Source organism: Phormidium sp. FACHB-1136, assembly GCF_014697375.1.
Taxonomy (GTDB): domain Bacteria; phylum Cyanobacteriota; class Cyanobacteriia; order Phormidesmidales; family Phormidesmidaceae; genus Nodosilinea.
In genome coordinates this window covers 16,871-32,254 of record NZ_JACJRS010000064.1, presented here as the reverse complement: position 1 = coordinate 32,254, position 15,384 = coordinate 16,871, and the positions used below count along the sequence as shown (strand labels likewise).

12 protein-coding genes and 1 pseudogene are annotated in these 15,384 nt (G+C 53.0%); 5 read left to right on the top strand and 8 right to left on the bottom strand.

What is annotated here, in order from left to right:
* Positions 1-111: 111 nt before the first annotated feature.
* Positions 112-2,433, top strand: a complete 2,322-nt coding sequence (locus H6G62_RS28365) for a choice-of-anchor I family protein (protein ID WP_347239371.1) — start codon at positions 112-114, stop codon at positions 2,431-2,433.
* 380 nt (positions 2,434-2,813) lie between these two features.
* Positions 2,814-3,006, top strand: a pseudogene (locus H6G62_RS27965) (transposase); the annotation flags it as partial.
* A 317-nt stretch (positions 3,007-3,323) separates the two neighbouring features.
* On the opposite strand, the gene H6G62_RS17675 reads toward H6G62_RS27965, so the two are convergent.
* From H6G62_RS17675 to folP, 3 genes are read right to left on the bottom strand one after another with little or no spacing between them, the layout of a single operon-like run.
* A complete protein-coding gene (locus H6G62_RS17675; protein WP_190497518.1) occupies positions 3,324-4,193 on the bottom strand; it encodes a TlyA family rRNA (cytidine-2'-O)-methyltransferase in 870 nt (289 codons plus the stop codon).
* On the bottom strand, positions 4,186-4,695 hold the full coding sequence (locus H6G62_RS17670; protein WP_190497516.1) for a tetratricopeptide repeat protein: 510 nt from the start codon (positions 4,693-4,695) through the stop codon (positions 4,186-4,188). The genes H6G62_RS17675 and H6G62_RS17670 overlap by 8 nt, the downstream gene beginning before the upstream one ends.
* Before the next feature lie 37 nt (positions 4,696-4,732).
* Positions 4,733-5,608: a dihydropteroate synthase gene (folP, locus tag H6G62_RS17665; protein WP_190497514.1), complete on the bottom strand. Its 876-nt coding sequence runs from the start codon at positions 5,606-5,608 to the stop codon at positions 4,733-4,735.
* Positions 5,609-5,990: 382 nt separating this feature from the next.
* Between folP and H6G62_RS17660 the strand changes: the two genes are divergently transcribed.
* From H6G62_RS17660 to H6G62_RS17650, 3 genes are all read left to right on the top strand, one after another.
* Positions 5,991-7,085 (top strand): aromatic ring-hydroxylating dioxygenase subunit alpha, encoded by a 1,095-nt coding sequence (locus H6G62_RS17660; protein ID WP_190497512.1) that lies wholly within the window; start codon positions 5,991-5,993, stop codon positions 7,083-7,085.
* Between the two features lie 254 nt (positions 7,086-7,339).
* Positions 7,340-7,888: a peroxiredoxin gene (locus tag H6G62_RS17655; protein WP_190497510.1), complete on the top strand. Its 549-nt coding sequence runs from the start codon at positions 7,340-7,342 to the stop codon at positions 7,886-7,888.
* A gap of 496 nt (positions 7,889-8,384) precedes the next feature.
* Positions 8,385-9,530 (top strand): sensor domain-containing diguanylate cyclase, encoded by a 1,146-nt coding sequence (locus tag H6G62_RS17650; protein WP_190497509.1) that lies wholly within the window; start codon positions 8,385-8,387, stop codon positions 9,528-9,530.
* Positions 9,531-9,542: 12 nt separating this feature from the next.
* On the opposite strand, the gene H6G62_RS17645 is transcribed toward H6G62_RS17650, so the two are convergent.
* The 5 genes from H6G62_RS17645 to H6G62_RS17625 form a co-directional block, all read right to left on the bottom strand.
* Positions 9,543-9,782: a hypothetical protein gene (locus tag H6G62_RS17645; RefSeq protein WP_190497507.1), complete on the bottom strand. Its 240-nt coding sequence runs from the start codon at positions 9,780-9,782 to the stop codon at positions 9,543-9,545.
* A 176-nt stretch (positions 9,783-9,958) separates the two neighbouring features.
* Entirely contained in the window at positions 9,959-12,064 is a 2,106-nt protein-coding gene (locus H6G62_RS17640) for an ABC transporter ATP-binding protein (RefSeq protein ID WP_190497505.1), read from the bottom strand.
* Between the two features lie 223 nt (positions 12,065-12,287).
* Positions 12,288-13,100 (bottom strand): alpha-1,2-fucosyltransferase, encoded by an 813-nt coding sequence (locus H6G62_RS17635; RefSeq protein WP_190497503.1) that lies wholly within the window; start codon positions 13,098-13,100, stop codon positions 12,288-12,290.
* A 280-nt stretch (positions 13,101-13,380) separates the two neighbouring features.
* A complete protein-coding gene (locus H6G62_RS17630; protein WP_190497501.1) occupies positions 13,381-14,304 on the bottom strand; it encodes a hypothetical protein in 924 nt (307 codons plus the stop codon).
* An 82-nt stretch (positions 14,305-14,386) separates the two neighbouring features.
* Complete coding sequence (locus tag H6G62_RS17625) at positions 14,387-15,367, bottom strand: nodulation protein NodZ (protein ID WP_190497500.1); 981 nt, start codon at positions 15,365-15,367, stop codon at positions 14,387-14,389.
* Positions 15,368-15,384: the final 17 nt, after the last annotated feature.

Genomic DNA, 15,384 nt, shown 5'->3' with positions numbered 1-15,384 from the left:
ACGCCAAGGCCTTGAGGTGTCGCAGATCCCGACGATGGCTATATTGACGCAGCAAGGACAGCACTTGATCATAGAGACAGGTGGTGGCTGGCATGGCAAAGACCCTGGGATATGCAATTCCAGCGTCTCATGTCACCTCACCTTTTCCCCCTCGCAGCACGAGGTTTCAAGCCTTTCACCCACTTCTGTCAGGCAGTCAGGGCGACGACAATCGACGTTTACGACCTAAGCGACCCCAGCAGCCCCGTCTTTTTAGGGGCCATTGATGCTTCCGCCTTCGGGGGTGGTGCCAATAGTGTGGCCGTTAGCAATGGCTTAGTGGCCGTCGCCATCGAAGCGGATCCTTCGACGGATCCTGGCAGTGTTGTTTTCTTTAACGCCAACGAAACCAACTTCGCCAATCCTACCGTGGTCGCCAATGTGACCGTAGGTGCTCTGCCAGATATGCTCACCTTCACCCCCGACGGTTCCAAAGTGTTGGTGGCCAACGAAGGGGAACCGGGAGAGGGCGTAGACCCCGAAGGATCCGTCAGCATCATCGATGTAGCGACCTTCACGGCGACCACCGCCGACTTCACAGCGTTCAATGCCCAGCAGGATGCTCTGGTGGCCGATGGGCTGCGGATTTTCCCTGGCAAGACCCTATCGGAAGATGTCGAGCCGGAATACATCGCGATTTCTCCCGATGGCACCACGGCGTTCGTCACCTTGCAAGAGGCCAACGCGGTTGCAGTGGTGGACATTGAATCCGCCACCGTGACTGAAATTCAACCGTTGACGTTGATTGACCACAGCCAGCCAGGTAATGGGATTGACGCCAGTGATCGCGATGACGCCATCAACATCCAGAACTGGCCCGTGTTTGGTCTGTCTATGCCGGATGCAATCGCGGTCTATGAAGCCAACGGGCAGCTCTACTACGTTATCGCTAACGAAGGAGATGATCGCGGCGATGCCGATGACCAAGCAGGTAGTCCTTTAGGGGATGCGATCCGTCTGAAGGATTTGGGCGATGTCGAAACCTTCGGGCGTGACGGCCTTGCCCTGGACTCCAGCATCACCGATGCGAACCCCAACATTGCCGATGATGATCAGCTCGGTCGCCTGACGATTTCTTCCATCGATGGCGACACCGATGGCGATGGTGACATTGATCAGATTTATGCCTACGGCAGCCGTTCCTTCAGCATTTATGACCGTGCAGGTAATCTGGTGTTCGACAGCGGCGACGCCTTCGAGCAAATCACGGCGCAAGCCTTCCCAGCGGATTTCAACGCCACCAACGACGAAAACGGAACCTTCGACAACCGCAGCGATAACAAAGGGCCAGAACCCGAAGGGGTAGCGATTGGTGAAGTTAACGGCAAAACCTATGCCTTCATCGGGTTGGAGCGGATTGGCGGCATCATGGTGTATGACATCACTGATCCTGCTAATTCCAGCTTTGTACAGTACGTCAACCCCCGCGACTTCAGTGGCGACGCTGGGGCCGGGACGGCGGGTGACCTGGGGCCTGAAGGGTTGACCTTCATCTCAGCGGAAGATAGCCCCACGGGCGAAGCGCTGCTGGTGGTTTCCAACGAAATCAGCGGTACCACCTCAATTTTTGCCATTGAGTCAGTGCTGTCTTTTCCCCCCAGCGAAACGGAGGGCCAGGTTACCTTTGAAATCGCCGCTGGCGACACCATCCGCATTGATGGGTTCGGTGGCATTGGCCTCGGTGCGCGGCCCACGGCTGAGACCATCGCCGAAGTTGACACCCTCAAATTCAGCGGCGCAGAGTTCACGGCAGTCAACTTGCAGCTCCACCAGAATGGAAATGACCTAGAAATTTCCTTCCTGGGTGACGAGTCCGGTACGCTAGTGACCCTGACCAACTTTGCCCTCAACCAACTGGATAATCTGCGTCAGCAGACTGGCGGCAACGTCGATTTGGGCAACATCATCTTTGGCGATGAGTCTGGTTTTGAAGACAGCTTTGATGTCTTTAATGACAATCCAAACCAGCGCTTTTTGTGGAATAAGAACAGCGTCACCTTCCTGACCGACGATGACAATGAAGTTCATGGTCTAAACGGTTCGGACGATGTGATCAACGCCCTGGGCGGCGACGATATCGTGCGCGGCCTTAGCGGTAACGACATTCTGCGCGGTGGCGCTGGCGATGACCTCCTAGACGGAGGCCTCGGCGACGATATCCTAACCGGAGGAAGCGGTCGGGACAAGTTCGTTCTTAACGCCGGGGAAGGGGTGGATACCATCACCGACTTTGAGGTCGGCGTTGACCAGATTGTGTTGGGCAACCTAAGCGTCTCCGATGTGCGGTTGTTTACCAACGATGGCCTCACCGATACCTTAGTGCTGGGCAACGCCAACGAACTGCTGGGGGTGATTGCTGGTGTGCAGGGGCTTGACAGCAGCATTTTTGCCTAAGTCAACCCTGAACTAAGGCTTTAGGAAGGGACGATCCTGTTCTTTCCTAAAACGCCGGTACAGAAACCCGATGTCTACGCTTGGGAAGGCCACATCTTGTAGGCACACCGACGAAGCAATCGGGTTTCTCTCAACCCTGAACCGATACTCTAGCCTGGATTATTCACGAAGGGTAAAAGAGGCACAGAAAAAAGAGCCTGAACCGCTTTCGGATCAGGCTCTTCAACCAAATAAGTGCTTGTATCCTGCCATGACAGCGTGGGAAACGGAACGGCCCTTTGATTTTTATCAGCCCCGCCCGCTTTGCGTTCAATTTTCCGACCTGGAACTGAGTTCAGACGCGGGCATTCTGCTGGTGCGTCAAGCCAATGAGCGCCTTAAGGTGTCAACGGTTTTTCGTGGATACGTTCATTGCCAGCTATGCCACCCCTCCCGGTGGAGGTGGTGCTGGATATTGATGGTTGGGACACGCCGACCCATGGCCATCAGCCACTGAGTTGTTTCCAGGGCTATTACGGCCACCGCATGTACTATCCGGTGCTGATTAACGAGGCCACCAGCGGCTATCCGCTCGACCACCAAGAATCCCGTGCTGCGACTGCTCTACGTCTCTCTAGCCTTTATCTTGGTGAATCTCTGGGTGTACCTCCTGTGGCAGGCCGTCAGTGTGACCCGGCGCGGTGGCAGATGGGTCTTTCAAGAACGTTTCCCCCTCAAAACCATGCTCTCCTTCATCCGCCAGGGCGTTGAGCGACATTTCCCCCTTGTCCGGGCTGTATATCTACCTATGACAGCATAAGTTTGTGATCTACTGAGGTTGAATCAGGGGTAAGGCCAAGCATTCACCATCACCGTAGATCTACAGATCACGATGGGGGTAACTCGGTCGCTTAACCTAGGGCCGCACGGGCCTGGAGGGCCAGGTGGAGTAAATTCAGGGAGGGAGGGAGGGAGGCTGGGTTGGGGGGCAGCGGATCCGCAGCGGGGGCAGGTTGGGGGTGCAATTCGGTTGAGGTATCAGGCTGATCGAGCCACAGGAGGTATTCAATGTTGCCCGCTGGCCCTACTAAGGGCGACCAAGTCACGCCCCGATACTGCCAGCCTAGGGTGAGGGCACCCTCTAACACCATCGCCAGGGCGGCAGCGTGATCCTTAGGGTCGCGCACCACGCCTTTTTTGCCGATGCGATCACGCCCCACCTCAAACTGGGGTTTCACCAGCAGTACCACCTCACGGGGGGGCACCAGCAAGGCCCAAAAGGCGGGCAATACCTTGGTGAGGGAGATAAACGATACGTCCATCACCCCCAGGTCGGGCCGGGGATCGTCCTGATGATAGAGATCGTCGGGGCTGAGGTGGCGCAGGTTGGTGCGTTCTTTGAGGATGACCCGCTCATTCTGGCGCAGTTCCCAGGCCACCTGGCCATAGCCCACATCAATGCCGTAGACCCGACTGGCCCCAGCCTGCAAGAGGCAGTCCGTAAAGCCCCCGGTGGAAATGCCGCCATCCAGGGCGACCCGACCCGCCACAGCGATAGGAAACTCCGTCAGTGCCTTGGCCAACTTTTCGCCTCCCCGCGACACGTAGGGGGATTTTTCCTTCACCTGAATCTCCGCATCCTCGGCCACGGGGGTACCGGGTTTGTCTACCACCGCATGGTTGACCTGCACCTCTCCGGCCTGGATCAACCGCTGGGCCTGCTGCCGGGAGGGACACAGCCCCCGTTCTACCAAAAGCACATCGAGCCGCTGCTTAGCCACGGGTTTTCCCTGCCTGATTCGGCTCAGCCCGATTCGGATCAACCTGGTTCTGTCCAGCCTGATCCTTGGCGGTGCGGCGGTGCTTTTGCCGTACGGCTACCTGTTCTAGGGCATACTTCACCCGATCCAGCCCTGCCTTGGTGCCCTGTTGGTTGTAGCGGTCGCTGGCTTGGAGGAGAGCCTGCACCGCCAGGTTATCGTTACCTAGGTTGGCGTAGGCGAGGCCGCCATTGTAGAGGGCTTCGGCGCAAGTGGGCTCTAGCGCGATCACCTCACTAAATTGGCCGATGGCCTGGGCATAGCGTCCCTGTTCAAAGGCGTCGATTCCAGCCTGAAACAGCGTTCTGGCCTGTTCTGTCATGGGGATGGATAACTCGGTGACTGGGGCCGGAAACAGCACCGTGGCCCCCGCTGGCCAACGATAGGCCACCAGCATCGACCCCATGCCAAAGCCCAAAATGCCCAGCACCACAACCAGCCACGTAATCAATTCCGTTGACATGGGGGTGAAGTCCTAAGTAGAAGTCCTAAATAACCGCCTAGGCCGACCGCCAGATGGCATCGGCGACCCGACACACATCATACATTTCCGCCCCATCGTGGACTCGGAGAATATCGGCCCCGCCCGCAATGGCCGCACAACAGGCCGCCGCCGTGCCCCACACTCGTTTTTGGGCGTCGGGTTGGTCGAGAATCCCACCGATGAAGCTCTTGCGCGATGGCCCCACCAAAAGGGGACTGTCTAGCCCCCGAAATTTAGCCAGATTACGCAGAATCTCGATGTTTTGGGGGTGAGTTTTGGCAAAGCCGATGCCCGGATCGATGGCAATGCGGCTGGGCTTCACCCCCACGGCAATGGCGTCTTCGATGCGGCGTTCCAGAAATTCGTAAATGTCACCGATTAAATCCTGATAGTCGGTGTGCTGCTGCATGGTGGCGGGGGTGCCGCGCAGGTGCATGAGAATGACATGGACGCCCAGATCCGCCACGGTGGAGAGCATGGCGCGGTCGTAGGTGCCGCCGGAAATATCGTTCACCACATCAGCCCCGGCCTTCACAGCGGCCCTGGCCACGGCGGAACGGGTGGTATCGACGGAGATCACCGCTTGGCGTAGGGTTGCATCCCCATCGGCCCGGATGGCTTCGATGACGGGGATCACCCGGTTTAGCTCTTCCTCCCGCGAGATCGACTCTGACCCCGGACGGGTGGACTGGCCGCCAATATCGACGATATCAGTACCGTTGTGGACGAGGTGCCGTGCCTGTTCCACGGCCCGATCTACGGTGTCAAACTGGCCCCCATCGCTAAAACTGTCGGGGGTGACGTTGAGGATGCCCATGATGTAGGTGCGACTTCCCCAGGCAAAGGTGCGATCACGAATATTCCAGGGCGTGGGTGTGGTAGTAACTGACATGGGGCAATGTCCTGGGTGAGGGCTTGGATCGGCAGGGAAGCTAAGACGACGCTCAGAACGTGGGGCGTGGCTATCTAGGGTCACAGAGCCACTGAACCCCGCTAGCAGAGGGGATTTTAGCACGTCCTTGGCAACCAGCGGGGAACACCGACGCCGGAGCCGATCCGCCCCCGACTAAGGCTGTGGATCCGCTGCGGAGACCCTTCGACCGTGGAGGATCCACCTTGATCGGCGATGCTAGTTTACGAATCGGCTTCTGCTCCGTAAAGTAGACATCGAAGGAGTGTCAGGGGGCGGTTGAGCCAAGTCTTACCTATCCTCTGATCGTAGCTCACATCCGTGAGAACCCCGATCAAGCCAGCCTTATCAAGCGAGTTTAGTGATGGATGTAATTGACCTGCAATCGGTGACGGCGAAGGCCGGGGATGATGGCCCACTGGAACGGCCTAAGGCCAAAGCGTTGCGGCAGTTGGGGGTGAACCTCAACCACTGGTATGTGGTGGCCCAGAGCGGGGAACTGATGGACAAGCCCCTCGCCCGCACCCTCTGGCATCAACCCATTGTGCTCTATCGCGACAGCCAGGGTCGGGCCGTGGCTGTGGAGGATCGCTGTCCCCATCGCCAGGTCAAGCTCAGTGAAGGTACCATCGAGGGCGACCACATCACCTGTGCCTACCACGGCTGGCGGTTTGCCCCCAACGGCACCTGCGCCCACATTCCCTACCTAGAACCCCAGCAAAAGCTGCCCACCTGCACCCTACGCACCTATCCCGTGCAGGAGATGGACGGCTTTATCTGGCTATTTCCGGGAGAAGCCACCCTAGCGGATCAGGTCAAGCCCATGGGGGTGCCAGAGTTTGACCACCTGAACTTCATTGGTTCCGTGGCGATTATTGATGTGCAGTGCCACTACTCGTTTTTGATCGAGAACCTAATGGACATGTACCACGGCCACCTCCATGGCGGAGCCCAGGTGTGGGCCAACCCCGTTTTGGCGGGCCTAGAGGCCGATGATCGCCACGTCCACGCCCACTACGACGCCGAAAGCTACTACCGCATCGACAAAATTTGGTCGGCCACCCAATTGGTGTTTCCTTCCCTGCGGAAGCTGCACCCCGAACCCCTCGATGTGTACTACTACTATCCCCACTGGATGTCTACCCTAGGGGAAGACTTCAAAATCTACTGCCTCTTCTGCCCCATCAGCGAAACCCACACCCGTGCCTATCTCCTACATTTCACCTCCCTGGGGCGCTTCCCCAAGCTGCATAAGACCCCTATCCCCGTGCGGCGGTTCTTCAAAAACGCCTTTACCAACTCCGCCAGTTTTGTGCTACGGCGGCTGGTGCGCGAAGACGTGCTGATGCTAGAGCAAGAACAACGAGCCTTTGAGGCCAACCCCACCTACAAAGGCCCCGAACTCAACCGCACCCTCACCGCTGTCCAACGGCTCATTCGCCAGCAGGCCACGGGGTAAAGGATAAACGTGCAAGATAAAGGGTAATAAGGTAAAGCGCAAAAGCAAAAGGGCAGAATCCATTGGTTGATGGCAATTAGCCGACCGACGAACCGCCCTGGCCAAGGACGAGTGGGGACGTAGCCCAGGCCGCAAACCCGATCCAGGGTGGCCAAGCGTAGGCGGGATAGGAGAAACGGAATGAGTGTTAACTTAGGTAACGTGCTCTCATTTATCCTGTTGTTTTGATTCTGCCGTTCTACCGCTGAAGCATTATGGGTCGTCGTTTTTTGCACGTTCTCTTAGGTTTTTGTCTGATTTGGTTGACTTGGACATTGGCCCCCGCCCCTGCCCAGGCCATGGGTGGCCCTCAGCCCCCCATCGGTAGCCCTGCCCCTGCTTTCACGCTGCCCACCAACAGCGGCGATGGTGAGGTCTCCCTAGCGGACTTGCGCAACCAGTGGGTGGTGCTGTATTTCTACCCCCGCGACTTCACCTCCGGCTGCACCATCGAAGCCCAACGGTTTCAGCGAGACATCGCCGCCTATCGGGCCAGAAATGCCCAAATCCTGGGGGTCAGCGCCGATAGCGTCGATTCCCATGCCGAATTTTGCGACGCCGAGGGCATTGAGTTTCCCCTGCTGTCCGATCCCGATGGTCAGGTCAGCAAAGCCTACGGGTCTTGGTTAGGGGCGGCCTCCCTGCGCCACACCTACCTCATCGATCCCGATGGTGTCCTACGTGCCCAATTCCTAGGGGTGCGCCCGGTGATCCATAGCCAAGAGGTGCTGGCCACCCTCGACGATCTCCAAGCCCCCGCCTAGGGACGGATCCTTCAAGGTGGTGATCCCCCTACATCCCCCCTAACCAGGGGGACGTTGAGTCCAGAAAAAGGCAGACCTTGAGTCCAGTTCCCCCGTTGTTCAGGGGGGCTAGGGGGGATCACCGCTCGCAGCCAAGCAAAATAGAGACCTATGGATAAGCCGTAGCTTGCCAAGGGGGGCAGGGCGGATCGACAGGCGACTCAAACTACCGCAGATCACGTTTCAGGCGATCTCTAATAGCACCCTTGACTTTAGCGGATCAAGGCTCCGTAACTCTACGTATTTTTTCCGGGCGAGGATAGTTGTTGTGCAAAAACGTTACGCAAGCCCAGGAAAATACATAAAAATTGCAAAAATGAAGCGTGTTTTTACGGATTTTTTTCTGTTAAAAATAAGTCCTAATTAAACTAGAGATAAAATCAACGTTGTCCCTGTTTCTACCTTTTCTTCCCGTCCAGAACCGTGCGTCAGACGTGTCTATCGTTTGGATCCCCCCATGGCCACCGCCGCCGATACCCAGCGTTTAGTTGAAATTATTCGGGATCTGTGCTTTGCTCCCAGTCTAGATATTGTGATGACCCTAGTGGCGGTGGCCGCCCGCGAACTCACCCACGCCCACGGGGCTACCTTTGTGCTCAAGGATGGGGATCAATGCTTCTATGCCCACGAAAATGCCATTGCCCCGCTCTGGAAAGGGCAACGGTTTCCGTTGAGCGCCTGCATTTGCGGCTGGGCCATTCATCACAAACAAGCCGCCATTATTGAGGATGTTTACAGCGATGCCCGGATTCCCGTCGAGGCCTACGCGCCCACCTTTGTGAAAAGCCTTACCGTCGTTCCCATCGACCAACAGGATCCGATGGGGGTGATTGGCGTGTATTGGGCCGACCGCCACCAACCCCTAGAGGCCGAGATAGACCTGCTGAAAAGCTTAGCCGATACCACCGCGATGGCCCTCCGGCGGCTTAATGGTGGCGATGGCATCCGGGAGGAGGACTGGGGAGAACCCGATCCCCAACGTCTTTCTCGCCTAGAGCAGCTCGAACGCACCAATGCCAAGCTGCGGGCCGAAGTCTTACAACGTCACACCCAGGAAGCCGAACTGATTCGCCTCTCCCTCACCGATGGGCTGACGGGGCTCTACAATCGGCGCGGCTTTTATCTGATGGCCAATCCCAAACTGCGACAGGCCCGTCGGCAGCAGCAATCGGCCACGGTGGCGTTTATTGATGTGGATTACCTCAAGCAGGTGAACGACCACTTTGGCCATGAGGCCGGAGACTGGCTGATTTTAGGCACCGCTGAAGCCCTGCACCGGGCCTGTGGGAGTGGCGATATTCTGGCCCGCCTAGGGGGGGATGAATTCGTGGCGTTTTTGGCACCAGGAACCGATTCGACGACTCTGCCTAGGCGTCTTCAAGCTCACGCAAACGAATTCATAGAGGAAAATCAGATCCCCTATCCCCTCTCGGTGAGTGTGGGGTTAGCCACAGGAGATTGGACAGAGGCCCATCTGACCCTCCACGACTTGGTGAACCACGCGGACACCGCCATGTATGCCCAAAAGCAGCGCCGCCAGCGCCTCAACATCGCTGCCATCAAGGCCGCCCACTGCTGGGGTCACAATCAGGTCAACGGCTAGGTCGTAATGGGGTTAGCTCCACTCCAGGACGATATCTCCAGCCTGCACCTTAGACCAAATCAGGTCTTGCACAAGGTTGAGTTCCTGGGGGGTGGCTTCACCATCAGCCCAAATGACGCGGTCAATGTAATCGCGTTCGTCGTTGGTGACTAACCCATCGGCCACCACGCTTTCCACAATGGCTTTGAGGGTATCGAGGTGGGCGAGGTCGGCCTTGGTGAGGGGATCCGCATTCGGACGTTCAATTTTCATCGCTATGGCCTAAATGATGGAGAACAACGTGCCATCCATTGGGCGGTCATGGGGTTCTGGGGTTAGCCGATGGCATGGGTGAGCCACGGACGCAGGGACATCCTGCCGACCCTATAGACCCTATTTTGGACGTTAACACGTTCTTTCTGGGCCAGGAGTTCCCAGGCAACTAAACGTTAGTTGGGCAAACAATCGTTACCTTTCTTCTGGAACGCTGATTTCTCCGGCTCTTCGATGACAACGGATTCATCCGCAGGGGCAATCGGATCCGTCTCCTGGGGGAGATGGACTTCCATCTGCTCCAGGGTTTGCACAATGTTCAGGGCGGCTCGATAGCCTTCGTTCACCAAATCTTCGTAGTCCTGGGCTTGTTCCGGGGGATCGGTCGTAATGATACTCAGAACGCCCAGTACGCCGTTGAGTTGGGATCGCAGTTGGTAGGAAGCCTCTCGCATGGCGGGCATATCAAGCTCCGAATGGGGTGGGCTAGGGTAATCGGAAAACTGCATGGCATAGAGCTTGGCGTAGTGATCACCCTTAGCTAGCAAGGCTTGATGGGTACCCCGCTCCACCACTCGTCCCTTGTCGAGGACGGCAATTTGATCCGCCCGCTGTACCGTAGAGAGTCGGTGGGCAATTACCAGGGTCGTGCGATCTTTGCTGAGATCATCGATGGCCTGTTGTACCAGGCGCTCGGAAATGGTGTCGAGGGCGCTGGTAGCTTCGTCGAGGATGAGGATTTCGGGATCTTGCACCAAGGCGCGGGCAATAGCGAGGCGCTGCCGTTGTCCACCGGAAAGCAAAATACCGCGATCTCCAATCAACGTATCGTAGCCCTGGGGCAACTTGAGGATAAATTCCTCGGCATTGGCACGGCGGGCGGCTGCAGTTACCTCTTCTTCGGTGGCTTGGGAGCAACCATAACGAATGTTGTCCTTCACTGAAGCATTGAATAAAAAGGTGTCTTGGCTCACCACCCCCAAACGGCGGCGGAAGGATTTAAACTCAAACTCCCGAAGGTTGATGCCGTCGATGTCAATGCTGCCTTCCGTCGGGTCGTAAAAGCGCGGCAGCAGGTCAGCCAGGGTAGATTTGCCCGCCCCAGAAGCTCCCACCAGTGCCAGGGTTTGCCCCTTAGGCAAAAACAGATCAATGTCTTGTAACGCCCAGCCCTCGGCCCTCGGATAGCGGAAGGAAAGATGGTTAAACCGAATCCCCTCCTTCAGCACTGTGAACGGACGATAGCCATTGGCCATAAAGGGTTTGTCGGCCCGGTTGAGGAACGCCTCAATAATTTCAGCACTGGCAGAGTTGCTAGCCAACTGGCTGCGGCTACTGTTGAGCTGACCAATGAAGGGCAACAACCGAAACAGCACCACCAGGTAAATCAAAAGTACCGACGACACCGACGCTAGCTGCTCGGCCAGTAAAGTTCGTCCGATTAAGATCAGGGCAATCAGGGCCACAATGCTTAACATTTCATTGACGGGGCCAATGCTGGCATAGACCAACTGAGACTTAAAATCAGCCTCCTCCCGCTTACGCACTAAGTGGTTAATCAACTCAAATTCGCTATCCTCATTGGCAGTCGTTTTTACCAAACGCATACCCGACAACACCTCAATGGTGCGGATCGCAAGATCGTTGCCCGCCTTAGAAAGCGCCTGACCAAACCCTTTGGCCTGACTAATAGAGACCTGATTTGCTAAAGCCACCCCGGCCATCAGCAGGATAGACACCAAGGTCAGTGGCCAGGAAATCGCCACCAAAATTCCCAGGAATACCAGTATCGTAATTAGTAGCGTGGCGATGCGATCCAGGGTACGCACCGCCGCCGCCACGCGCCCCGTTTCACCGCTGAGGTTATTCATCATGTCACCTAGGCGGGTATTGGTGTGGTAATCCAGATCCACATCCAACAACAGCCGCATCGCATCCTGTCGCAATCGATAGACATAGGAGCGACTCAGCAAACTAGAGACCAATGCCCCACAATAGAGAGACAAATTCTTCAATAGCAGCGCAAAAATGAGCACCCCCACCATCGCTAAAGCCCGATAGTCCCCTGGCAGGCTCTCAAAGAGAGCAAACAGCGGCTGTAGGACTGGGGGGAAGGTGGTGTCGGAGAGAATATCCTGCCCTAGCAGATCGAGAATGAGGGGAATAATCAGCGTTACCCCAATGCCGTTAAAGATCGCTCCTGACAGCCCCAAGGTGATGGATGTCAAAATCAACCAGGGGGATTGACGGGCAATGTTGAGGAGCAGACGGTTGGCACTCATGGGGCTTTGGCGAAGGAGATTACAGATAAGGAGATAAATTAGTATAGACTATTCACAAATACACCTGTTGTGAAGTAATAGATACAATCGCTGAAGCCCGGATGAATCGTCACCTTTCAAATTCTCCGAATAACCACTGACGTGTTTAATAGAAAAGATGCGCAGGGTCTTTTAAAAGACCTGAAAAATTCAATAAATGAATTCATAAAAATTTACCCAGTCTCTATTTTCTGGCAATCCAAAATCCTTTGTCTGCACTAAAATCCAAACGGTTTCCAGATAAAAATAGATTTTGAGCTACGATAGGTTCAAAATCACTAAGCGACCAGTCTTCATCATCAGGAAGAATAAATCTACATGGCACTTGGCCATAGAAAGAGGCCCACATTGAGAATGTGCTAGGTGGCCCAAAGATATAGTCGCACATGCTCAGACTTTTTAAGTCAGATATGGCACTGATGTTCAGCGAGAACGAATTAGGAACTTTGCTTAGCAATTCATCAGCGGGTTCATTAGAGGCAATAAAGAACTTAACACTTCCTTCAAACTGTGAACGTAATGCTTCAGCAATGGCCATATAGTGATCATTAGTATAATAATATTTACCTTCATTCCAGGACTTGTAATCACCTCGCCTGACATGCATACCAATGATAATATCTGTCGATTGACGTTTAATCCCTAGCGCATCTGGAATTTCAAATATCTTCCTAATCAAGTCCGCATTTCTTATGAATCTTTGAGTATCTTTAGGTAAGCTCCACGAGCTGAATACTACGGATGATCCACCGGGTAGTTTTGAAGATAACCCGTCTGTTTTAATGAATACTTTCAGAGTGCCTTCTAAGTATTTCGACCATTTAGGGTTGATAAAACGAATAAATTTATATCTATTTAGGCTCGGAAAATTATCTTTGTAATCATCAAAGCCATTAATATAAATTGTTTGATTCTCTTCTTTAGCTTGGGCTATGAGCGGGCTATAGCTCCACAGTTGATTGCATAGTTGGCCTGGGGCGTCCATAACAATGATCATTGGCCTATTCTCGTTGAGGTTTAGTATTGATAAAATGCATGTGACAACTATAGATATTTTATTTGGTTGTTGAAAAATATGATTTTTGTTAGACGAGTAGTTCAAAGATTATTGTATTCAGATATCAGCAAGCTGTTAGTCATCTAAAATACACTGATTAGATTGTCGCAAAAGCCTTATGGCAAGAGCTTTAGAGAAAGTCAATATACAATTTAAATGCGGATTCAGCTTAGAAGTGTCGCAAAGAAGTCTAGCAACACAAGCTTTTTGTTGAATCGAATTATTTTCTACCTGAGTTTTCACGAGAGCCTTTCAGATTCCAAGGCCAAAATCTAATTTTGAGTGCTAAAGATTTTAATCTAGAGATAGATTTTCTTGTATTTTGCCTTAGCGTTTTAATCGAATATTTATTAGCAGGGCTCTGCCTACTATAATAATGATCCTTTGAGATTTTTAATGCCGCGACAACATCAGATGTATGATGTAATCCGATCTCGCTTATGCAAAGATCTTTTCGTAGACCAAAGAAAATAGCTTCTGCTCGCTCCGTTATTCCACCTAAATGCCCCCAGTGAGTTTCATAAGGGGGACGATTGGCCCAAGGATAAATTTCGTACACAAGAACGCTCAACCATCCTGCTAAATCTTCAAATACCGAACGGTGCATAAAGTAAGTTTGCCATAGCGTAAGATTCCTACCCTCTAAATCTTCTTTTGTGTGGTTTGACTTGAAATACCTATTATAGCTTCCGATTATATAGTCTAGTGGAATTCTTTCGACATACATGAGACGATGCCATTGCCCTTCAAGGAATATAATATCCTTAGTCTTTGCTAGCACTACATCTGCTTGATTCTGATTTCTGATCAGATGAATAGCGTCATCATTCCAAATCATATCGTACTGCGCTATACCAATAAACTCATGCGGAAAATGTAATTTATTTTTGTAGATGTGAATATATGCAGATGTCTCCATGAAGCCATTCGCTTGAAGTGAAGAATCATAGTGAGGCAAATGATATTCCAAACAAATATCATCCCGATCCTTTAAAGACTTTACTTCTCCTTCACTAGTTAAGACATACTTTTCATAATCTTGATTTACACCAAAATAGCGGATCATATCCGTCAAAGAATCTGTTCGCGTTAGACTGGGGGCAATTCCCTTATGAAAGACAATAAAGAATGCGCGATTCAGCATCACTATTTTCTCCTAATTTCCTGCATAGGGTATCTTAATTACCAATAGAGGGTACCTCAAAAGGATAAATTCTTCAGGATCTTCATAGTTTGCCCATTAATTGGCGTCTTAGGCGACCAGCATGAACGCGCATTTTTCCAATAAAGCTATGCTGAATGGCTGGTTTAACTTCCTTTTCTAAAATACTTTTAAGCCTTAGATCAAAGCGAGAGGCTTTATCGTAAAGACCCTCATAGACATTTTGAGTGTCGAGATTGGGATCTAAACACATCACGTAATTACTTAGATGACTATTACCATGCACTAAAAAATCGCATCTTGCCAAAAGATAGGCATCAACAATAGCCTCCATTCCTAACGTATTAAAGGAGATGCCCGCAGCTTGGCAGTTCTTGGCATGGGCTTCACCAAATTCATACTGATCTGAGGCAACCGTAAGCATCTTGTCGCCATATTGCTCTCGCATGGCCTTCTGCACCATTCCGGCATCTGTACCTAGAAAAATACAATCATAATCGTTGAGTTTGGCGTCAATAAGTTCAAAATACTTAGCAAAGGGTGGACTACCAACCCCAAGTAACTGATTGAGCCTGTCTACACCTCCGTGGCCCACATTATCTTTACCTGGGCCTCGCAAATGGACGCCTAACACTCGACGTGACTTGAAGTGTTGGGCATACAGATTTTGAATCTGTTCTCGGAGCCAAGGTTGCAGGACAATATTGGCTTCAATAATCTGGTGGCATTCCTGCCGATCAATAGGTTCTCGAAGGACGCCTGCAAACTGGGGGGCAGGATTCACCTGTTCATCTTTCTCCCGTTTTGCAAATAGCTTGACGATATTGATCTCCTCAAGGGGTTGTTGCTTATCCTCCTTACTGTGACCTATTCTTTCAAAGAAAATATCCCAAATATCAACATCGTCTGTATGCCAAATGGAAGGCCAATAGGGTACTGGTAAATACCCTAGCCGCTCTGCTTCCTTACAGGCAACAATATACATATTCAACTTTGCGAATACACCTGCCCATCCCTCTTGAAAGTTGATCAACTTCTTTTCCATATTTAGCCTCTACAAAA